At 62.5% G+C, this 19,944-nt stretch carries 18 protein-coding genes; 10 read left to right on the top strand and 8 right to left on the bottom strand.

What is annotated here, in order from left to right; all coding sequences use genetic code 11:
- Nucleotides 1–56 precede the first annotated feature (56 nt).
- The 5 genes from mmsA (at nucleotide 57) to araD (ending at nucleotide 7,265) form a co-directional block, all read left to right on the top strand.
- Nucleotides 57–1,592, top strand: a complete 1,536-nt coding sequence (gene mmsA / locus AC1Q80_RS13320; RefSeq protein ID WP_492360700.1) for a multiple monosaccharide ABC transporter ATP-binding protein — start codon at nucleotides 57–59, stop codon at nucleotides 1,590–1,592.
- Complete coding sequence (mmsB, locus tag AC1Q80_RS13315) at nucleotides 1,592–2,800, top strand: multiple monosaccharide ABC transporter permease (RefSeq protein ID WP_173423974.1); 1,209 nt, start codon at nucleotides 1,592–1,594, stop codon at nucleotides 2,798–2,800. Before mmsA ends, mmsB begins: the two co-directional genes overlap by 1 nt.
- Before the next feature lie 169 nt (nucleotides 2,801–2,969).
- Entirely contained in the window at nucleotides 2,970–3,965 is a 996-nt protein-coding gene (gene araD1 / locus AC1Q80_RS13310; protein WP_492360699.1) for an AraD1 family protein, read from the top strand.
- A 74-nt stretch (nucleotides 3,966–4,039) separates the two neighbouring features.
- Entirely contained in the window at nucleotides 4,040–5,473 is a 1,434-nt protein-coding gene (locus AC1Q80_RS13305) for an aldehyde dehydrogenase family protein (protein WP_492360698.1), read from the top strand.
- A 52-nt stretch (nucleotides 5,474–5,525) separates the two neighbouring features.
- Nucleotides 5,526–7,265, top strand: a complete 1,740-nt coding sequence (araD, locus tag AC1Q80_RS13300) for an L-arabinonate dehydratase (protein WP_492360697.1) — start codon at nucleotides 5,526–5,528, stop codon at nucleotides 7,263–7,265.
- A gap of 247 nt (nucleotides 7,266–7,512) precedes the next feature.
- On the opposite strand, the gene AC1Q80_RS13295 is transcribed toward araD, so the two are convergent.
- The gene (locus AC1Q80_RS13295) at nucleotides 7,513–7,971 is read right to left on the bottom strand and encodes a winged helix-turn-helix transcriptional regulator (protein WP_492360696.1); all 459 of its coding nucleotides are present in this window, start codon (nucleotides 7,969–7,971) and stop codon (nucleotides 7,513–7,515) included.
- A gap of 198 nt (nucleotides 7,972–8,169) precedes the next feature.
- Here AC1Q80_RS13295 and AC1Q80_RS13290 point away from each other — a divergent pair, with 198 nt between their 5' ends.
- Nucleotides 8,170–8,544: a hypothetical protein gene (locus tag AC1Q80_RS13290; RefSeq protein ID WP_492360695.1), complete on the top strand. Its 375-nt coding sequence runs from the start codon at nucleotides 8,170–8,172 to the stop codon at nucleotides 8,542–8,544.
- A gap of 53 nt (nucleotides 8,545–8,597) precedes the next feature.
- On the opposite strand, the gene AC1Q80_RS13285 is transcribed toward AC1Q80_RS13290, so the two are convergent.
- From AC1Q80_RS13285 to AC1Q80_RS13270, 4 genes are all read right to left on the bottom strand, one after another.
- Complete coding sequence (locus AC1Q80_RS13285; protein WP_492360694.1) at nucleotides 8,598–9,425, bottom strand: transglutaminase family protein; 828 nt, start codon at nucleotides 9,423–9,425, stop codon at nucleotides 8,598–8,600.
- A gap of 16 nt (nucleotides 9,426–9,441) precedes the next feature.
- Nucleotides 9,442–10,380 (bottom strand): alpha-E domain-containing protein, encoded by a 939-nt coding sequence (locus tag AC1Q80_RS13280; protein WP_173420899.1) that lies wholly within the window; start codon nucleotides 10,378–10,380, stop codon nucleotides 9,442–9,444.
- Between the two features lie 4 nt (nucleotides 10,381–10,384).
- A complete protein-coding gene (locus AC1Q80_RS13275) occupies nucleotides 10,385–11,779 on the bottom strand; it encodes a circularly permuted type 2 ATP-grasp protein (protein ID WP_081788908.1) in 1,395 nt (464 codons plus the stop codon).
- Between the two features lie 235 nt (nucleotides 11,780–12,014).
- On the bottom strand, nucleotides 12,015–13,103 hold the full coding sequence (locus AC1Q80_RS13270; protein ID WP_492360693.1) for a YeiH family protein: 1,089 nt from the start codon (nucleotides 13,101–13,103) through the stop codon (nucleotides 12,015–12,017).
- Between the two features lie 80 nt (nucleotides 13,104–13,183).
- On the opposite strand from AC1Q80_RS13270, the gene AC1Q80_RS13265 reads away from it, so the two are divergent.
- The 3 genes from AC1Q80_RS13265 (at nucleotide 13,184) to AC1Q80_RS13255 (ending at nucleotide 15,679) form a co-directional block, all read left to right on the top strand.
- Complete coding sequence (locus AC1Q80_RS13265) at nucleotides 13,184–14,053, top strand: LysR family transcriptional regulator (protein ID WP_492360692.1); 870 nt, start codon at nucleotides 13,184–13,186, stop codon at nucleotides 14,051–14,053.
- Nucleotides 14,054–14,157: 104 nt separating this feature from the next.
- Nucleotides 14,158–14,643: a GyrI-like domain-containing protein gene (locus AC1Q80_RS13260; RefSeq protein ID WP_492360691.1), complete on the top strand. Its 486-nt coding sequence runs from the start codon at nucleotides 14,158–14,160 to the stop codon at nucleotides 14,641–14,643.
- A gap of 154 nt (nucleotides 14,644–14,797) precedes the next feature.
- The gene (locus tag AC1Q80_RS13255) at nucleotides 14,798–15,679 is read left to right on the top strand and encodes a DMT family transporter (protein WP_209791014.1); all 882 of its coding nucleotides are present in this window, start codon (nucleotides 14,798–14,800) and stop codon (nucleotides 15,677–15,679) included.
- A gap of 98 nt (nucleotides 15,680–15,777) precedes the next feature.
- Here the strand turns inward: AC1Q80_RS13255 and AC1Q80_RS13250 are convergent, their stop codons facing one another.
- From AC1Q80_RS13250 to AC1Q80_RS13240, 3 genes are all read right to left on the bottom strand, one after another.
- Entirely contained in the window at nucleotides 15,778–17,331 is a 1,554-nt protein-coding gene (locus AC1Q80_RS13250; RefSeq protein ID WP_492360690.1) for a DEAD/DEAH box helicase, read from the bottom strand.
- Between the two features lie 296 nt (nucleotides 17,332–17,627).
- A complete protein-coding gene (locus tag AC1Q80_RS13245) occupies nucleotides 17,628–18,731 on the bottom strand; it encodes a DNA alkylation repair protein (protein ID WP_492360689.1) in 1,104 nt (367 codons plus the stop codon).
- A gap of 19 nt (nucleotides 18,732–18,750) precedes the next feature.
- Nucleotides 18,751–19,050: a hypothetical protein gene (locus AC1Q80_RS13240; protein WP_209791011.1), complete on the bottom strand. Its 300-nt coding sequence runs from the start codon at nucleotides 19,048–19,050 to the stop codon at nucleotides 18,751–18,753.
- Nucleotides 19,051–19,147: 97 nt separating this feature from the next.
- Here AC1Q80_RS13240 and AC1Q80_RS13235 point away from each other — a divergent pair, with 97 nt between their 5' ends.
- A complete protein-coding gene (locus AC1Q80_RS13235) occupies nucleotides 19,148–19,822 on the top strand; it encodes a helix-turn-helix transcriptional regulator (protein WP_209791010.1) in 675 nt (224 codons plus the stop codon).
- Nucleotides 19,823–19,944 lie beyond the last annotated feature (122 nt).

Genomic DNA, 19,944 nt, shown 5'->3' with positions numbered 1-19,944 from the left:
TTATCCGGGTGAGGGAGCCTGTACTCTCTTGCCGACTGCCGCTGGAATGACTGAACATGGACAATATCATTCTCGAAATGCGTGGCATCACCAAGACGTTTCCGGGCGTCAAGGCGCTGGACAATGTCAGCTTCAAGGTTCGCGAAGGTGAGATCCACGCGCTGGTCGGTGAAAACGGCGCCGGCAAATCGACGCTGATGAAGGTCCTGAGCGGTGTTTATCCCGCCGGCACCTATGACGGCGAGATCTACTACGACGGCGAGCCGCGCCGCTTCTCGACCATCTCCGACAGCGAACATCTGGGTATCATCATCATCCACCAGGAGCTGGCACTGGTCCCGCTGCTGTCGATCGCCGAAAACATATTTCTCGGTAACGAGATCGCCACCAATGGCGTCATCCACTGGCCGCAGACCTTTGCACGCACACAGGAACTTCTGAAGAAGGTGGGCTTAAGCGAACCGCCGGCGACGCTGATCACCGATATCGGCGTCGGCAAGCAGCAGCTGGTCGAGATCGCCAAGGCGCTGTCGAAGAAGGTGCGGCTCCTGATCCTCGACGAGCCGACCGCCTCGCTCAACGAAAACGATTCCGACGCGCTCTTGAAGCTCCTGATGGAGTTTCGCACCCAGGGCATGACGTCGATCATCATCTCGCACAAGCTGAACGAGATCCGCAAGGTTGCCGACCAGATCACCATCCTGCGTGATGGCGGAACGGTCGAGACGCTCGACTGTCAGACCGAGGATGTCGGCGAAGACCGGATCATCAAGGGCATGGTCGGCCGCGCCATGGAAGACCGCTATCCGCCGCGCGAGCCGAAGATTGGCGAGACGCTGCTGGAGGTGAAGAACTGGAACGTTTTCCACCAGCATCACCGCGACCGGCAGTTCCTGCACGACGTCAATTTCACCGTGCGCGCCGGCGAGGTCGTCGGCATTGCCGGATTGATGGGCGCAGGGCGCACCGAGACGGCGATGAGCATCTTCGGCAAGTCCTGGGGTCACAAGATCACCGGCGACGTGCTGATGCGCGGCAAGCCGGTCGATGTCAGCACCATCCCGCGCGCCATCGATGCCGGCCTTGCCTATGTCACCGAAGACCGCAAGCAGCTGGGTCTCGTGCTGATCAACAACATCAAGGAGAACACCACGCTCTCCAACCTGAAGGCCGTGGCGTCGAATGGCGTCATCGACGATCGCAAGGAGGTCAAGGTCGCCTCCGACTATCGTTCGAAGCTGCGCATCCGTTCGCACTCGATCTATCAGGAAACGGTCAATCTCTCCGGCGGCAACCAGCAAAAGGTGGTGCTGTCGAAGTGGCTGTTCACCAACCCGGAAGTCCTCATCCTCGACGAGCCGACACGCGGTATCGATATCGGCGCGAAGTATGAGATCTATACCATCATCAACCAGCTTGCAGCCGAGGGCAAAGGCATCCTGATGATCTCATCGGAGATGCCGGAACTGCTTGGAACCTGCGACCGCATCTACGTCATGAATGAGGGCCGCATCGTCGCCGAGCTTTCGAAGGCGGAAGCGAGCCAGGAATCCATCATGCGTGCCATCATGCGTTCAGGGGAGAAACACTAATGGTCGCCGATACGAGCAACCAAGCAAACAAACCCTCGATCGGGGACTATCTCAAGAACAACATCCGCGAATACGGCCTCCTGGTCGCGCTCGTGGTCATCATGCTGTTCTTCCAGTTCGTCACCAACGGCGTCCTGTTTCGCCCGGTCAACATCACCAATCTGGTGCTGCAGAACTCGTTCATCGTCATCATGGCGCTGGGCATGCTCCTGATCATCGTCGCCGGGCATATCGATCTTTCTGTCGGCTCCATCGTCGCCTTCATCGGGGCGATATCGGCGATCATGCTGGTGAAATGGGGCCTGCCGGCGATCGTCGTCATTCCCGCCTGTCTGATCGTTGGCGGCATCATGGGGGCGGCGCAGGGCTATTGGGTCGCCTATCAGAAGATTCCGTCGTTCATCGTCACGCTCGCCGGCATGCTTGTCTTCCGCGGGCTTACCTATGTGGTGCTCGGCGGCCGGCCGATCGGCCCGTTCCCGAAGGAATTCCAGCTGCTTTCGACCGGCTTCGTTCCGGATTTCCTCTACTTCCTCAACCCCAAGCCCGACCTGATCCAGAACATGGTGGCACTGGTGGCGGTGCTGGCTCTCGTCGGCTACGCCATCTATGCAGGCGTGCGCAATCGCCGGGTCAACGAGCAGCATGGCAGCGAAAACGAGCCTTTCGTCTTCTTTGCGATCCAGATGGCGGTCATCGCCGTCGTCGCGCTTTTCATCGGCTACCAGCTTTCGACCTATCGCGGCCTGCCCAACGTTCTCATCGCCATGGGCGTGCTGATTGCCCTCTACACCTTCGTCACCACGCGTTCGACGGTCGGCCGTCGCATCTATGCCATGGGCGGCAACGTCAAGGCAGCGAAACTCTCGGGCATCAATACCGAGCGACTGACCTTCTATACCTTCATCAACATGGGTGTTTTGGCAGCACTCGCCGGCATGATCATCACCGCACGGCTTAATTCGGCGACACCGAAGGCCGGCGTCGGCTTCGAACTCGACGTCATCGCGGCCTGCTTCATCGGCGGCGCGTCGGCCTCGGGCGGTGTCGGCAAGATCACAGGCGCGGTGATCGGCGCCTTCATCATGGGCGTGATGAACAACGGCATGTCGATCATGGGCATCGGCATCGATTACCAACAACTGATCAAGGGTCTGGTGCTGCTCGCTGCCGTGTTCTTCGACGTCTACAACAAGAACAAGGGCTGACGAGCGACCGAACAGCCCGGATCGAACCAGTAACAAGGAACCGGCGGCCTCGGCCGCCAAGGTTGACAGCGAAGCTGTCGGATTGGGCGGTGCGAGCCACCCGAGGGGCGGCGTTTTGCCTGAAATCAGGTGAGCGCAACGGCCGAACGATGCAAGAAAGGACAGGATCGTGCTGATTTCTCAAGTCAGAAACGAAGACGGATCGATAACGGTCGCCGTGCGTGCTGCGGGTGAAACGGCCCGTGCCGTCAACGGTGCAACGAGCGTCTATGCGCTGGCGATGGAAGCGGCCAATGCCGGTCGCAGCCTCAAGGATACGATCGAGGCCAAGGGCCTTGGCGCTTCGATTGATCTCGAAACCGCCTATGCCGATGGACGTTTCTTGCCGCCGATCACCCATCCCGACCCGGCGCATCTGCATCTGACCGGCACGGGGCTGACACATCTGGGTTCGGCTGCAACCCGCGACGCCATGCACAAGAAGACCACCGAGACGGCAGTGGAGACGCTGACCGACTCCATGAAGATGTTCCGCATGGGGCTCGAAGGTGGCAAACCGAAGCCCGGCGAAATCGGTGCGCAGCCGGAATGGTTCTACAAGGGCAACGGCACCTCCGCCGTCGCGCCCGGCTCGGCGCTCGTCTCGCCTGCCTTTGCCGAGGACGGCGGCGAGGAGCCGGAGATGGCCGGCATCTACGTGATCTCCGACAAGGGCGTGCCGTTCCGCATCGGCTTTGCCGTTGCCAACGAGTTCTCCGACCACAAGACCGAGCGGGTCAACTACCTCTGGCTCGCCCACTCGAAGCTGCGTCAGGCAAGCTTCGGCCCTGAAATTCGCGTCGGTGCGGCGCCGGAGGATGTCAGGGGCACCTCGCGCATCCTGCGTGGCGGCAAAGTTCTTTGGGAAAAGCCGTTCCTTTCGGGCGAAGCCAACATGTCGCACAGCTTTGCCAACCTCGAACACCACCACTTCAAATACGGCTTGTTCCGCCAGCCCGGCGACGTCCACGTGCACATGTTCGGCACGGCGACGCTGTCCTTCGGTGATGGCATCCGCACCGAGGAGGGGGATGTCTTCGAGATCGAGGCTGCCGAATTCGGCCTCGCCCTGCGGAACCCGCTGGCGATCGCCGGCGACGAGCAGGTCGCCATACATCAGCTCTGATATATCTGGTATGCCAGCGGCAGGCCGCCGAGCAGCGGCTGCCCGCGAAAACAAGATGAAGGAGGCTGAGGCCCATGACATTGCACCAGAACCTGATTGCCGGCGAGTGGGTTGGCGGTGATGGCGTTGCCAATATCAATCCGTCCGACACCAATGACGTGATCGGGGAGTACGCCCGCGCCTCGGTCGAGGATGCGAAGGCCGCGATTGCCGCGGCGAAAGCCGCCTTTCCGGCCTGGTCGCGCTCCGGCATTCTCGAGCGCCACGCCATCCTTCGAAAGACCGCCGACGAGATCCTGGCGCGCAAGGACGAACTCGGGCGGCTTCTGTCGCGCGAAGAGGGCAAGACGCTGGCCGAGGGCATCGGCGAGACCGTGCGTGCCGGCCAGATCTTCGACTTCTTCGCCGGCGAGGCGCTGAGGCTGGCCGGCGAGGTCATCCCCTCGGTGCGACCTGGTATCGGCGTCGAAATCACCCGCGAGCCGGTCGGCGTCGTCGGCATTATCACGCCCTGGAATTTTCCGATCGCCATTCCCGCCTGGAAGATCGCGCCGGCGCTCTGCTACGGCAACACCATCGTCTTCAAGCCGGCCGAACTGGTGCCCGGCTGCTCATGGGCAATCGTCGACATCCTCGTGCGCGCCGGCCTGCCGAAGGGCGTCTTGAACCTGGTCATGGGTAAGGGCTCCGTCGTCGGCCAGACGATGCTCGACAGCCCAGACGTCCAGGCGATCACCTTCACCGGCTCGACCGGCACCGGCAAACGCGTCGCGCTCGCCTCAGTCGAGCACAATCGCAAGTACCAGCTGGAGATGGGCGGCAAGAACCCCTTCGTGGTGCTCGACGATGCCGATCTCAATGTTGCCGTCGAGGCTGCCGTCAACTCCGCCTTCTTCTCCACCGGCCAGCGCTGCACCGCGTCGTCGCGGGTGATCGTGACCGAAGGCATTCACGACCGCTTCGTTCAGGCGATGGGCGAGCGCATGAAGGGTCTTGTTATCGACGATGCCTTGAAGGCCGGCACGCATATCGGCCCGGTGGTCGACCAGAGCCAGCTCAACCAGGACACCGACTATATCGCTATCGGCAAACAGGAAGGCGCGAAACTCGCCTTCGGCGGCGAACTCCTGAAGCGCGACACGCCCGGCTTCTATCTGCAGCCGGCGCTGTTTACCGAGGCGACCAACCAGATGCGCATCAGCCAAGAGGAGATCTTCGGACCGGTCGCTTCGGTGATCCGGGTGAAGGACTATGACGAGGCGCTTGCCGTCGCCAACGACACACCGTTCGGCCTGTCGTCGGGCATCGCCACCACCAGCCTGAAACACGCGACGCATTTCAAGCGCAATGCCGAGGCCGGCATGGTGATGGTCAACCTGCCGACCGCCGGCGTCGATTTCCACGTGCCCTTCGGCGGCCGCAAGGGCTCCTCCCATGGCTCGCGCGAGCAGGGGCGCTATGCCGCCGAATTCTACACAACCGTCAAGACGGCCTACACCCTGGCATAAGGGCGCCGTCCAGGGCCCGCGTTTCGGCGCGGGCCGCTCAAGGAAGGACAACATGAAGAAGAAAGCTGAGTGGCCGCGCAAGTTGCGTTCGCAGGAATGGTTCGGCGGCACGGGCAAGAATGCCATCATGCACCGCTCCTGGATGAAGAACCAGGGTCTGCCCGCCGACACCTTCGACGGTCGGCCGATCATCGGCATCTGCAACACCTGGTCGGAGCTGACGCCGTGCAACGCGCACCTGCGTGATCTCGCCGAGCGGGTGAAACGCGGTGTCTACGAGGCTGGCGGCTTCCCGGTCGAATTCCCGGTCTTCTCCGTGGGCGAAAGCACGCTCAGGCCGACCGCGATGATGTTCCGCAACCTGGCGGCCATGGATGTCGAAGAGGCGATCCGCGGCAATCCGGTCGATGGCGTCGTGCTTCTCGGCGGCTGCGACAAGACCACGCCGAGCCTCTTGATGGGCGCGGCCAGTGTCGACATCCCCGTCATTCTCGTTTCCGGTGGCCCGATGCTGAACGGCAAGTGGCGTGGCAAGGACGTCGGCTCCGGCACCGCCATCTGGCAGTTTTCGGAGATGGTGAAGTCCGGCGAGATGTCGCTGGATGAGTTCATGGATGCGGAGCAGGGCATGGCGCGTTCCGCCGGCAGCTGCATGACCATGGGCACGGCCTCGACCATGGCCTCCATGGCCGAAGCGCTCGGCATGACGCTTCCCGGCAATGCGGCAATTCCGGCTGTCGATGCCCGCAGGCGGGTGATCTCGCAGCTTTCCGGCCGTCGCATCGTCGACATGGTCAAGGAGGATCTGAAGCCGTCCGATATCCTGACGCGAGAGGCGTTCGAGAATGCCATCCGCGTCAACGGCGCTGTCGGTGGCTCGACCAATGCGGTGCTGCATCTGCTGGCGCTTGCCGGCCGCATCGGTGTCGAACTGACGCTCGACGACTGGGATAAGCTCGGCCGCGACGTGCCGACGATCGTCAACCTGCAGCCATCGGGCAAGCACCTGATGGAAGAGTTCTACTACGCCGGCGGTCTGCCGGTGGTGATCAAGGCCGTCGGTGAAATGGGCCTCCTGCACAAGGACGCCCTGACCGTCACCGGCGACACGATCTGGAACGGCGTCAAGGACGTCACCAACTACAATGACGACGTCATCGTTCCGCGCGAAAAGGCGTTGACCCAGTCGGGTGGTATCGCGGTGCTGCGCGGCAATCTGGCGCCCAAGGGCTGCGTGCTGAAGCCGTCGGCGGCATCGCCACACCTGATGCAGCATAAGGGCCGCGCCGTGGTCTTCGAAAGCATCGAGGACTATCACGCCCGCATCAACCGCGACGATCTCGACATCGACGAGACCTGTGTGATGGTGCTGAAATACTGCGGCCCCAAGGGCTATCCGGGCATGGCCGAGGTCGGCAACATGGGCCTGCCGCCGAAGGTGCTGAAGAAGGGCATCACCGACATGATCCGCATTTCCGATGCGCGCATGTCGGGCACCGCCTACGGCACCGTCATCCTTCACACCGCGCCGGAGGCGGCCGCTGGTGGACCGCTGGCGCTGGTTCAAAACGGTGACATGATTGCCGTCGACGTTGCCGCCCGCAGCATCCAGCTTGATGTTTCCGATGAGGAACTGGCCCGGCGTCGGGCGGCCTGGATTTCCCCGGTCAAGCCGCAAAAGGGCGGTTATGCCGGCCTTTACGTCAACACGGTCATGCAGGCCGACACCGGCGCCGACCTCGATTTCCTGGTTGGGGCGCGCGGTTCCGTCGTCGAACGCGACAGCCACTAAATCCGGCTGAGCACGAGCGACATCATGCTCGTGCCTGGCCTATGCTGTTGCGACTGTCGCACCATGATGGTGGTGCGACAGTACCGCCGTGGGCTCAGTGACACTGGTCACCGAAGGCTACTGCATGTTTCCGTAAATCGTATTCGATTTAGGGATAAAAACATGCAGCAATTCAAAGTGCTACAGCGACCTTTGCGCGTCCAATAAGACGCGCGGCGCTGTAGACGAGCATGTTTGTCGAGCGCCGTTAAGCATCGGCACGGGATGGGAACTGTTCAGCCCAGAGGCACAACCCCTCTGCGCCGGCGTTGAGTGCCGCTCCGCTTTCCGTCAACGAGTAGACGACCTTTGTCGGAGAGCCCGGATAGACCTTCCGGTTCACAAGCCCGTCGGTCTCCAGTTCCCGCAACTGCTGCGTCAGCATCTTTTCACTGATCGCCGGAATCGACTGTCGCAGCCGGCCAAATCTGCGAGGCGCGACGCCGAGTTCGCAAAGGATGTTTATCTTCCACTTACCCGCGACCATCTTCATGGCTGTCGAAAAGCCATTGTCCGCAGGCTTGTTCATCTCATTCTCCTTACCGGCGGGTAACCACTTGCGGCTCCGTACGTATTGCGTCGCCCCGTCCACATCGTAGGTTCCTGCAACGACCGGCGCGCCGAGCATCGCGCCGATCAATATGGAGTGCGGGAATGAAGCCTTCAATCCGTGTCTTGGCGAAACGCACGAATGGGACCGGCGCTCGTCCTCGCGTGGATTCGGGCGGGCTGCAGCCGGCACGGCCGCCGCGGCAGTTGATCCTATGGCTTTCAGCTGATTGCGACACAACAAGCTGGATGTGCTCGGGCCTTGTTGTCCGAGCATGGGTGAAGTCAGCCCAATGGGCTACAGGAGCGGAATAGAATGTCTTTAACGCATCTCATTGATTCGTATTGTGCTGCCTGGTCGAAGGAGGACGCCGAGCAGCGGCGGGCGTTGCTGCTCCCGATCTGGAGCGATGGCGCAACGTACACGGATCCAACGGTTCACGCTGCCGGCGCAGAAGCATTGCTCGCGCACATCTCAGGAATTCAGGCCAAGCATTCGGGCGCATGCATCACGCGGACAAGCGACGTGGATTTTCATCATGGGATCGCACGCTTCGCGTGGAAATTCGTGATGCCCGATGGGTCCTCCTTCCCTGAGGGGCTCGACATCGTCTTCCTCGACGCTGACCAGAAGCGAATAACACGCGTCATCGGCTTTTTCGGGCCGCTCGCAAGGTCTTCCGTGACCTAGGACAGGATGGCTGCAGTTGACCCGCGATCAGGGCTTTGGCCGGCGAGGATATCCTACTGGCTTTGCGTCTGGCTCTGGTTTTGCGTCTGTTGCTCGACGGTCACCGAAACCTTCAGCGTTTCGTTGGCCTCACCATGGATCAGGCCGGATATCGGGGCGGCATCGCGGTAGCACAGGCCCGAGGCGATGCGCACGTAGCGGTCATCAGGGCAGATCTTGTTGGCCGCATCGAACCCGACCCAACCGAGGCCGGGCAGGTGCACCTCGGCCCAGGCGTGGCTGGCGGTCTGCGCCGTTTGCCCCTCCATCATCAGGTAGCCTGAGATGTAGCGCGCCGGCATGTCGAGCGCGCGCGCGGCCGAGATCATGATATGGGCATGATCCTGGCAGACGCCGCGACCGGCCTCAAGCGCGTCCTCGGCCGCCGTTTCCGCGTGGGTCTCCCCGGCCTTGTATTCCACCGCCTCGTGGATCATCGCCATCAGCGCATGCATGCGGGCAAGGTCGGTGTCGCCCTCGGCCGATTTCGCGAGATCGCGGATCAGATTGCCCGCCTTGGTCAGCGGCGTTTCGCGGGCATAGAGCCATAGAGGTACATAGGATTGGTGCGGCCCGAAGACGCCGGCGCGATCCTCTGTGTGGACCTCGCCGCTTGCGGTGATGTGGATCGCCTCCCGGTCGCCGTCGACGCTGACGAGATGGACGCGGTTGCCGAAGTGATCGTCGTAACTCACCTCCATCGCGGCGCCGTCGACGAGCGTCTGCCAGCCGAGCACGGTCTGGCCCACCCCTGTGACCGGCGTCAGGCGCAGCCGCTGCAGCGCATACTGCACCGGCTCGTCGTAGTGGTATTCGGTCGTATGGCTGATTTTCAGGTGCATGCTGTCCTCCCGAAACTCAGTTGAAACGATAGCCGTCGGAGATTTCCTGGCCGAGACGGTTGTTCTGGCTGATGAAATCCTCGAGGTATTCGTGCAGTCCCTGGTCCATGATGTCGGTGATCGAACGGCTGCGCAGTGCTGCCAGCGTACGGTCCGCCGTCTCGTGCGCCTGGTGGCGCTCGCCATATTCCCGCTCGAGATAGCCGAGGTTGCTGGCAATCTTCTCGTAGCAATAGGCCAGCGACCGCGGCATGCGGCCGTTCGAGATCAGGAAGTCGGCTATGTTGGCCGGTTTCAGTTCGGCGTCATAGACCCAGCCATAGGCGCGGTGGGCTGAGACCGAGCGCAGGATCGATTCCCACTGCACATTGTCCATCGACGAGCCGACGGCGGCGACCGCCGGCAGTAGCACGTAGTATTTGACATCGAGGATGCGCGCGGTGTTGTCGGCCCGCTCGATGAAGGTGCCGATGCGAGAGAAGTTGAAGATCTCGTTCCTGAGCATCGTGCCGTGGAACGCGCCACGGATGAGGCCGGCACGACGCTTGATCTGATCGATGATCTCCGGCATGTCCGTCGGACGCGCCTTCCTGGAGAGGATCGCCTTCATCTCGAGGTAGCATTCGTTGGTGGCTTCCCAGGTCTCGCGCGTCAGCGCCGTACGCACCATGCGGGCGTTGTGGCGACCCGCCTCGATGCAGGACATCACGCTCGACGGATTGGCGCGGTCGCGCAACAGGAAGTCGATCGCGTCGATGCTCGTCAGCGTCTCGTGCACCTCGTCGTAGAGCTCGCGCACGCCGGCACTTTGCAAGACGCCGTCCCAATCGCCCTCTGTCGCGCCGCTGCGGGTCAGCGCCATGCGCAGGCCGGCATCGATCAACCGGGCGCTGTTTTCGGCGCGTTCGATGTAACGGAACATCCAGTAGAGACCGTTTGCAGTTCTTCCCAACATGGTCTCAGTCCTCCAGCACCCAGGTGTCCTTGGTCCCGCCGCCCTGGCTGGAGTTCACGACGAGTGAACCGGCCTTGAGGGCGACGCGCGTCAGGCCGCCGGGAATGATCTGCACCTTGTCGGAGACAAGGACGTAGGGACGAAGATCCACATGTCGGGGCGCAATGCCCTTGTTGACGAGGATGGGCACGGTCGACAGCGACAGCGTCGGCTGGGCGATGTAGTTGGTGGGGCGTGCCTTGAGCTTTTCGGCAAAGAGCGCGCGCTCCTTCTTGCTGGCGGTCGGGCCGACCAGCATGCCGTAGCCGCCGGAGCCGTGCACTTCCTTGACCACCAGTTCTTCCAGGTGTTCGAGCACGTATTTGAGGCTCTGCGGCTCGGAACAGCGCCAGGTCGGCACGTTTTCCAGGAGCGGTTTGCGGCCCGTGTAGAACTCGACGATCTCGGGCATGTAGGAATAGATCGCCTTGTCATCGGAAATGCCGGTGCCGGGCGCGTTGGCGATGGTGATGTTGCCGGCGCGGTAGACGTCCATGATGCCGGGCACGCCGAGCGCAGACTCCGGACGGAAGGTGAGGGGATCGAGGAAGTCGTCGTCGACGCGGCGATAGAGCACGTCGATCGCCTCGTAGCCGCGGGTGGTGCGCATTTTCACCTTGCCGTCGATGACGCGCAGGTCCGATCCCTCGACCAGTTCGACGCCCATCATGTCGGCAAGGAAGGCATGTTCGTAATAGGCGGAGTTGTAGATGCCGGGCGTCAGCACCGCGACGCGCGGCTTGCCGCTGCAGCCGGGAGGCGCCAGCGACGCCAGACTCTGGCGCAACAGGTTCGGGTAGTTCTCGACCGGTCGCACGCGGTTCTGATGGAAGAGTTCGGGGAACATCTGCATCATCGTTTCGCGGTTTTCCAGCATGTAGCTGACACCGGACGGCGTGCGGGCATTGTCCTCCAGCACGTAGAACTGATCTTCGCCGGTGCGCACGATGTCGGTGCCGACGATATGGGTGTAGACGCCGCCTGGCGGCCTAAAACCGATCATCTGCGGCAGAAACGCGACGTTCTTCTCGATCAGTTCGCGCGGCACGCGGCCTGCGCGGATGATTTCCTGCTTGTGGTAGATGTCGTCGAGGAAGGCGTTGAGCGCGATGACCCGCTGTTCGATGCCCTGGGCGAGCTTGCGCCATTCGCGGCCGGAAATGATGCGGGGGATGAGGTCGAAGGGGATGAGCTTTTCGGATGAGTCTGCGTGTCCGTAGACCGCGAAGGTGATGCCGGTTTTCCGGAAGATATTCTCGGCGTCCTTGGATTTCGCTATGAGCCGATTTCTGTCCTGGCTGGCATACCATTCATGATAGGTCGAATATGGCTGGCGCGGACTGCTATCCGCATTCATCATTTCGTCAAATGCCAAAGGCGTGGTCCCCTTATTTTTGACCATTTGAGTACAACGCTGGATGCAATGCAAGAAGCGTGCACAGTCGCGGGACAAGAAAGTTCTGACGCGTTAATCCGGCTGTTGCGGCCAAAGTGATGCCCAACAATGGGGCGGACTTCGTCCGTCGGACGGGCCGCCTTGAATCTGGTGTCTTAGAAAATAGGCAAATGCTTGAAATTTGGGCGCGCCTGTGAGGCTAGCCCAGGCCGAAAACAACGATGGCCGCGGCTGCCAGGCTGGCCAGGACCAGCAGTGACAGCATGGCGGCCGCGCTTGCGCGCGGGCCGGCATCGGCGAGCTTGCGAATGTCGACCTCCAGGCCAAGCGCCGCCATGGCGATGACGGTCAGCCATGTGGCGAGATGTGCTGCACCGGTTGCGGCGACATCGGGGATCACTCCGCTGTTGCGGGCGACTGCGACTGCGAGGAAACCGAGAATGAACCAGGGAACGAAATGCGCGAATGTGGCGAGACGGGCCGGCTGCTTGCCTTCGGGCCGGCTTGGCGCCAGGGGATGCGCTTCGCCCCCGCGGTTGATGAGCGAGAAGCAAAGGACAACGGGGCCAAGCATCAGCACACGCACGAGCTTGACCAGGGTCCCGACCTGTACGGAAAGTGCGCTGAACGGGGAAGCCGCCGCCAGCACCTGGGGCACGGCATAGACGGTCATGCCAGCCAGAACGCCGAAGCCATAGGGCGACATGCCGAACCAGCCGCCAATCAACGGCAGGGTGAGAACGACGGCGATGCCGAGGATTGCGGTAAAGGAGATGGCTGCAGCAACCTCATCGCCCTCGGCGCCGATGGCCGGCGCGACGGCGGCGATCGCCGAATTGCCGCAGATGGCATTGCCGCAGGCAATCAGCGTCGCCATGCGCTTGGGCAGGCCGAGCAGCCGCGCGATCAGATAGCCGGAGACGATCGAGAGAAAAACGATGCCGACGATGGTGGCGAGCAGCACCGGGCCGCTTGCCAGGATCGCCTCGAAGCTCAGGCTCGCGCCGATCAGGACGATTGCCGCTTCCAGAAGCAGCTTGGAGGAGAAGCGGATGCCCGTCATCCAGCGATCTCCTGGCGTCCAGAAAATGCGCACGAGCGCCCCGAGGAGGATGGCGATGACAAGCGCTTCCAGCCAGGGGCGACCGGTCCACTTTGCCTCGAACCGTTCGAGGACGAAGGCGGCGAGCGCAACGAGACAACAAAGGATCAGGCCCGGCGCGATACGCGCTATGCGGGAAGGGAGCGTGGTTACGAAGGTGGTGTATATGCGATGCGATCTGGACATGACCACACCCTAATCCGATTGATAAATCAGTCTAACGGATTGTTCTTGTCAAACCGATCGCTTTTTGCGATTGATTTTCTATGACCCTCGACCAACTTCGCATTTTTGTGGCTGTCGCGGAGCGTCTGCATATGACGCGAGCGGCCGAGGCCATGAACGTCACGCAGTCCGCGGCAAGCGCTGCCATCGCAGCACTCGAAACGCAGCACGACGTCAGGTTGTTCGATCGTATCGGTCGCGGGCTGGCGCTGACGGAGGCCGGAAAAGCGTTTCTGCCGGAGGCAAAGGCCGTTCTCGCACGCGCAACGGTCGCCACTGCCTGCCTCAACGACCTCTCGCATCTGCGCCGCGGCACGCTGGCGATCGCCGCGAGCCAGACGGTGGCCAGCTACTGGCTGCCGGTCCGCCTAGCGCGGTTCACCCATGACTATCCGCATATCGACGTGAAGCTGACCGTCCGCAATACGACCGTTGTTGCCGAGGCGGTCGAGGAAGGAACGGCGCAGCTCGGTTTCGTCGAGGGCAGGGTCGAGGCGGAGAGGTTGGACCATCGCAGTGTCGCTGTCGACCGCATCGCCATCTACGCACCGCCGCGCCTTGCGCTTGCCGGTGGGCCCGTCGATCTTGAAGCGCTGCTTGCCGCGCGCTGGGTGCTGCGCGAAGAGGGATCGGGGACGCGCGCCATGTTCCTGCAATCGATGCAGGCGCAGGGTGCGGATACCGATCAGCTGAAGATCGAGCTTGAATTGCCATCGAACGAGGCAGTGCTGACGGCCGTCGAGAGCGGTCCCTTCATCACCGCCGTTTCCAGGCTTGCCGCCCAGCCCTTCGTCGACAGCGGCCGGCTGGTGGAATTGCCGTTCGAGCTTGCCGAGCGCAGCTTCGAACTGTTGACACATCGCGACCGTCAGTTCAGCCGCGCGGCGCAGGCTTTCGTCGACTTGCTCTGACGGCCCTTTCGGCAAAGACGATTGCCATCCGGCGCGGCCGGATTATCAATGGTGCGGCCCGTTGAGGCACTACCCATGTGCTGCTTTCGCGAGAGGTGGTTATCGTGTTCGAAATCGTCGAAAGGCCGGCACAGCGGATCGCAGGTTCGTTCTGGGAAGGAACGTTTATCGAGGCGGCGGACGGCGCAGTGCGCCGGTTGATCGTCGAGATGCAGGAGCATCATCGGCGGCTGCACCCGAAGGATCGCCCGACCCTCGTCGGCCTTTCCTGGAATGATCGGCCTGATGGTTTCCGCTACCTCGTCGGGTTTGTTTCGGAGACCGAGGAAGCGACCCGTCATCCCGGCCATGTCGACCTGCCATCCATGCGCTTCGCCAGCGCCCTGCATCACCCTGATGATGGCGACGTCTTTGTGCATTACCAGCACATGTTCGACTGGATCGCGTCGGAGGGCCTGGCAGCCGATACCAGCCGGCTGCACTACCGCGAGGAGTATGATCCGGGCTTCGTTTCGCTTTCGCTGTCATCGCTGCGGCTGATGGTTCCCGTTGCGCCGCGTGTGACGGATGGCGCGCAAGGGGCGCAGTAACACCTTAAAACGTCTGCATAATCCTGCCGATGAACCCGTTGCGATTCATGGTTTCATGCAGCCGGCTGATCGTGACCATCAGAAAAATTGCTTTGACCATCACCGCCCCCAACGGCTATCGCGGCTCACTCCCTTTGCGCGCTCGGATAGCTCAATGACACTCGCCCGACTGGCCCCGGCCATCTTCGTATTGCTCTGGTCGACCGGCTGGGTTGTCGCCAAATATGCGGCCGTCTATGCCGATCCACTGACCTTTCTGGTGCTGCGCTACACGCTGGCAATCCTGCTGTTCATCGGCTTCTGTCTCGTGACCCGCGCGAAATGGCCGACGTCATGGTCGGCGGCTGCCCACGCGGTGGTCTCGGGCATGTTTCTGCACGGGCTTTATCTCGGCGCCGTCTGGTGGGCGATCGGACAGGGTGTGCCGGCGGCAATCTCCGGCATCATCGCCGGGCTGCAGCCGCTGATGACGGCTGTAGCCGCCTCCGTGGTCATCGACGAGCAGCTCAGCATTCAGCAGAAACTCGGGCTGGTGCTCGGCTTCTTCGGCATCGCCCTTGCCGTATTGCCGAAGGTGCTTGTCATCGATACCGGTGCAACGCCGATCCACCTGCTGCCGGTGATTGTCAACGTTCTCGGGATGGCCGCTGTGACCTATGGCACGCTCTACCAGAAGCGGCATCTGCAAAGCGGCGACATCCGCACCATTGCGGCGCTTCAGTATCTCGGCGCACTCATCGTCACCATTCCGCTCGCGCTGATGCTCGAGGATCTGCATGTCACCTGGAACCTGCAGATCTTTGCAGCCCTCGCCTGGTCGGTGCTCGGACTTTCCATGGGTGCGATCGCGCTGCTGCTCTATCTCATCCGCCGCGGCCAGGTTTCGCGCGCAGCCTCGCTCATCTATCTGGTGCCGCCGCTTGCGGCCGTGCAGGCATGGCTGTTCTTCGGCGAGGCGCTGACGCTGCCGATGATCATCGGCACGGTCATTGCCGTTGCCGGCGTCTACCTCACTAATCGCAAGCAGCAGGCATAAAGAACGGCGGGCCGAAGCGACCCGCCGTTCTCAATTCTTTGATTTTCCAGCAGTTCCGGGAGCCGCTTCAAACGGCTCGCCTGGAACGCGCGTAGAGATCAGCCCTGCTGGCCACGATTGCCGCCACCGGCTCCACGGCGCATGCCACCCTGACCGCCTTCGCGGCGGTCGCCGCCCTGGCCTTCAGGACGCGGGCCCTTGTTGCGCCATTCGCCCGGCTTCTGGCCGGGACGACCGTGGTGCTTCTTGGGCTCGTGGTTGCGGTTGCCTTCCGAACGGCCGTCGGCATGACCCTGGCTGGCCGGGCGCTGGCCACGGTGTTCCGTCTTCTGCGGACGGTCGTCGCGCAGGAGGTCGTCACCGGCAAAGCTGCTCGGAGCGAGTGCCGACTGGCGAGCCGGGCGCTCGCGGCGCGGGCGGGCTTCCTGGCGCGGACCGCCGCCGCCATTGCCGCGGTGCTGGCCGTTGCCATTGCCGTTGCCGCGACCACCGCGTCCCTTGGACGGGCGGGCCTGGTCGGCAGGCGCTTCGCCGCTGGCGACAGCAATGTTGATGCCCATCAGCTTCTCGATGTCGCGAAGCAGGCGGATTTCGTCCGGTGCGCAGAACGCAATCGCAATGCCGTCGCGGCCGGCGCGAGCGGTACGGCCGATGCGGTGAACATAGGCGTCCGGAACTTCCGGCAGGTCGTAGTTGTAGACGTGGGTGACGCCGGGGATGTCGATGCCGCGGGCAGCGACGTCGGTGGCGACGAGCACGCGGATCTCGCCGTCACGGAACGCCTTCAATGCGCGCTCGCGCTGGCCCTGGCTCTTGTTGCCATGGATCGAGGCGGCCTTGAAGCCGACGTGGTCGAGATGCTTCATCAGCTTCTCGGCGCCATGCTTGGTGCGGCTGAAGATCAGCGACAGGCCATCCGGGTTCTCGGTCAGGGTCTTCTTGAGGATAACCGTCTTCAGGTCCTTGCCGGGAACGAAGTGAACATACTGTTCGACCTTGTCGGCGGCCTTGCCCGGAGGCGTGACCTGAACCTTGACCGGGTCGGTCAGGTACTCGCCAGCGAGTTCGGCGATCAGCTTCGGCATGGTGGCGGAGAACAGCAGCGTCTGGCGGTTCTTCGGCACGAGCTTGGAAATCTTGCGCAGGTCATGGATGAAGCCGAGGTCGAGCATCTGGTCGGCTTCGTCGAGCACGAGGTAGCGACCCTGCGTCAGGGTCACGGCCTTGCGGTTGATCAGGTCGAGCAGGCGGCCCGGCGTTGCGACCAGGATGTCGACGCCGCGGGCGAGCTGTTCGGTCTGCTTGTTGATCGAGACGCCGCCGACGACAACGCCGATCTTCAGCGGGGACTTCTTGACGAACAGCTTGAGGTTGGCAGCGATCTGGTTGACCAGTTCGCGGGTCGGCGCCAGCACGAGGGCGCGGATGTTGCGCGGGTCGGGGCGCTTGCCGTCGGCAACAAGCTTTTCGATCATCGGCAGGCCGAAGGCGGCCGTCTTGCCGGTTCCGGTCTGGGCGAGACCGATCAGGTCGTGGCCCTTCAACACCAGCGGAATGGCCTGCGCCTGGATCGGCGTCGGCTTTTCGAAGCCGTTGGCAGTCAGGGTCTCCAGAATGTGTTCGGAAAGACCAAGATCTTTAAAGGTGGACAAATGCATATACCTTTTGGGGGCGCCAAACGCATTCGCCGGAACCGCAGTCTGCTGTTCCGGTGTCGTTCGGCGTCAAGAACCCCGCGTGAATTGGGAACTTGTGGGTTAAGAAAAAGTCGTCAAGCGCCTGTGCTGTCGCCGCTTACGGCGTATGGGTGCGCTTTTCCTTCTTCACGGCTTTCTGTGTTGCCGAGGGCGCGCTCACGCGGCGGCCTGAAGGTGACGCTGCGTCCATGTCGTCGTTTTGCGCCCAAAAGTCAAGGTCCATCTTTTCGCAGGTGCGAAATGAGGTGGGGCTATTCGTCAACCGAGAGCTGAAAATCTGCGTCGGCTGCCTCCTGGCCGTTGACGAGGATGACCACGCGATGGGCGCCGGGATAATAGCGGCGGGTCGTGATCGGCCGGATCGCGTGGCGCTTTTCGATCTCGATCGTCGCGCCCGGCTCGAGCGTTGCCGATGTCCATTTGAACACTTTGGGCGATGTCGTGCCATTGGCTTTGCGGTGGTGCACCGCGTAGTCGATCATGATCTTCTGGGCGGTCTCGGCGGAGTGCCTGACAGCCAGCTTGAAGACGAGGCTTTCTCCAAGAGCGATTTCCGACCGGTCGAGCGAAAAGGCTGCGTCGATGCCTGCGGGTGGCGCAAAGCCGAAGTTCGAAAGGGCAGTGCCATGGCCCTGTTTCAGCAACGTACGTGACGCGTGGCGCAGCAATTGCCGCCGCTCGGGCGAGGCGCCTGCCATGTGCTCGGCCACAAACCCTGCCACGAGATCGGGATGGTCCTTGGCAATGTCGTTGAGGCTGTTGGCGACCGAGCGGCGGACATAATCTTCCGGGTCGTCGATCAGCGCGGTCAGGATCGGCAGGATCGGTTGGGGATCGCGGATGAGCTTCGGCAGGCGCATCGCCCATGGCAGGCGAGGGCGGGTGCCCTCACTCGCCAGGCGCCTGACGTGATGGTTCGGATCGGTGACCCAAGGGCCGATGATCGCGAGCGCCCGTTCCTGATCCTGGTCGATGAACACACGGATTCCGAACTCGGATGTAAAGTGCGGCGTCAAGGCACGCAGCAGCGCCAGCGACAGCTCGAAATCGCCAAGCCCGCGTGCCGCGACATATTGGCTGACGGGTAGCAGCGCCCAGCCGCTGAGGCCGGCCCGGTCACCGCTCGGCAGACAGCCATCAAGGGCGGCCGCTGCTTCCGTGAAGGATTGCGGCAGGGTTTCGATCAGGGCATCGCGGATCTGTAGCGATCGCTGCATCAATTCCAGCGCTTCGAGATTGGCGCCGGCAAGCGTTTCGAACCTTGCTCGCTCGAAGGTCGGGCGGACCGCGCACAGGCGGTCGGCGATGGCGGTGACGACACCCGGATGCAGCAGGTTCTTCAGTGGTTCAGCCATTGCTGGATCGTCTTTCTGCTCAGATCTGTTGCTCGACCGCAAAATGCTGCATCAGCATTACCGCGCTGATTGCCGCCATGTAAGGCGCAAAATCCGGATCGCGGCGCACGCGCTCGCCGGCTGATCTGGCCGCGTCGAGCGTTTCCCACTCGACCAGATCCGCAAGCATGTCTGCCTTTTCGCAGGAGCCGACGGCACGCCAGGAAATGAATCCCGGATACTGCGAGACGGCTTGCATCGCCCTTTGACGAGCGGCCGCGGCGGCTGGCCTGTCCGCGACGATGCAGACGGCGAGTTCGATGATGCTTTCGGTGGTCATGTCATGCTCCCTGTTGATTGCGGCTTGACTTAATCACAACGCAACTGACAGCCTTATGGCCATAACCGCACACGGGACCTGCGATCGGATTGCGCCAATGAGACCTGCCGACCGGCTGTTTCGAATCATCCAGCTCATGCGCGCGACCGGCCGAGCGATGACGGCGCAGGAAATCGCTGAGAAGATGGAAGTGGCGCGGCGCACCATCTACCGCGACATGGAGCACCTGATGGCGTCAGGCGCGCCGATCGACGGTGAGCGCGGTGTCGGATACCTCCTGCGCGAAAGCTTTGACGCACCACCGCTCGCCTTCACCTTCGAACAGCTGGAGGCGCTGGCCTTCGGCGCGCGGGCCGTGCAGATGCTCGGCGACAGCAGGCTGGCGCAGGCCGCCCGTGAGGCGATGGACAAGATCGAGCACGGACTTCCGCCCGAGCACGTGGCGCGATTGCGTAGCGCCCCGATCCGCGCTTTCCGCTCGGCGCTGCAGCCGAAGACGCCGCCGGTGCTTGGTGATCTGCGCCGGGCGATCACAGAGGAGCGAAAGGTGACGATCGCCTATGAAAGCCTTGCCGACCAGAGCTCCGAGCGCACGGTCTGGCCGCTGGGCTTGAGCGTCTTCGGCCACCACTGGCTGCTGACCAGCTGGTGCGAGCTGCGCCAGGATTTCCGCGATTTCCGTGTGGATCGCATCCGCGAGATGAAAGTCGAGCGGGATCATTTCCAGCCGACGCCCGAACGCAGCTTCGAGGCCTACCTCGCGCGCATGTGAGGCGGCCGGCACACCAAAAAAGTGCATGGATTTGACAAAGTGGATGGAACCGGATCGGCCTTCATCCGTTTCTATTCCGGGCCCATTCTGGCCTGCCCACGAGCAACATCATTTCATGGGAG

The organism is Ensifer sp. GW823-FHT05D09 (genome assembly GCF_058795755.1).
The sequence above is the reverse complement of the archived record's forward strand: the minus strand, read 5'-3'. Positions and strand labels throughout refer to the sequence as shown.

Bases quoted from the DNA above. Each gene is read 5' to 3' on its own strand.
- AC1Q80_RS13235 (WP_209791010.1), top strand. From the start codon at position 19,148: ATGAGACCTGCCGACCGGCTGTTTCGAATCATCCAGCTCATGCGCGCG.
- mmsA (WP_492360700.1), top strand. From the start codon at position 57: ATGGACAATATCATTCTCGAAATGCGTGGCATCACCAAGACGTTTCCG.
- AC1Q80_RS13285 (WP_492360694.1), bottom strand. From the start codon at position 9,425: ATGCACCTGAAAATCAGCCATACGACCGAATACCACTACGACGAGCCG.
- AC1Q80_RS13280 (WP_173420899.1), bottom strand. From the start codon at position 10,380: ATGTTGGGAAGAACTGCAAACGGTCTCTACTGGATGTTCCGTTACATC.
- AC1Q80_RS13240 (WP_209791011.1), bottom strand. From the start codon at position 19,050: ATGACCACCGAAAGCATCATCGAACTCGCCGTCTGCATCGTCGCGGAC.
- araD (WP_492360697.1), top strand. From the start codon at position 5,526: ATGAAGAAGAAAGCTGAGTGGCCGCGCAAGTTGCGTTCGCAGGAATGG.
- AC1Q80_RS13305 (WP_492360698.1), top strand. From the start codon at position 4,040: ATGACATTGCACCAGAACCTGATTGCCGGCGAGTGGGTTGGCGGTGAT.
- AC1Q80_RS13290 (WP_492360695.1), top strand. From the start codon at position 8,170: ATGTCTTTAACGCATCTCATTGATTCGTATTGTGCTGCCTGGTCGAAG.
- AC1Q80_RS13275 (WP_081788908.1), bottom strand. From the start codon at position 11,779: ATGATGAATGCGGATAGCAGTCCGCGCCAGCCATATTCGACCTATCAT.
- mmsB (WP_173423974.1), top strand. From the start codon at position 1,592: ATGGTCGCCGATACGAGCAACCAAGCAAACAAACCCTCGATCGGGGAC.
- AC1Q80_RS13255 (WP_209791014.1), top strand. From the start codon at position 14,798: ATGACACTCGCCCGACTGGCCCCGGCCATCTTCGTATTGCTCTGGTCG.
- AC1Q80_RS13270 (WP_492360693.1), bottom strand. From the start codon at position 13,103: ATGTCCAGATCGCATCGCATATACACCACCTTCGTAACCACGCTCCCT.
- AC1Q80_RS13245 (WP_492360689.1), bottom strand. From the start codon at position 18,731: ATGGCTGAACCACTGAAGAACCTGCTGCATCCGGGTGTCGTCACCGCC.
- AC1Q80_RS13265 (WP_492360692.1), top strand. From the start codon at position 13,184: ATGACCCTCGACCAACTTCGCATTTTTGTGGCTGTCGCGGAGCGTCTG.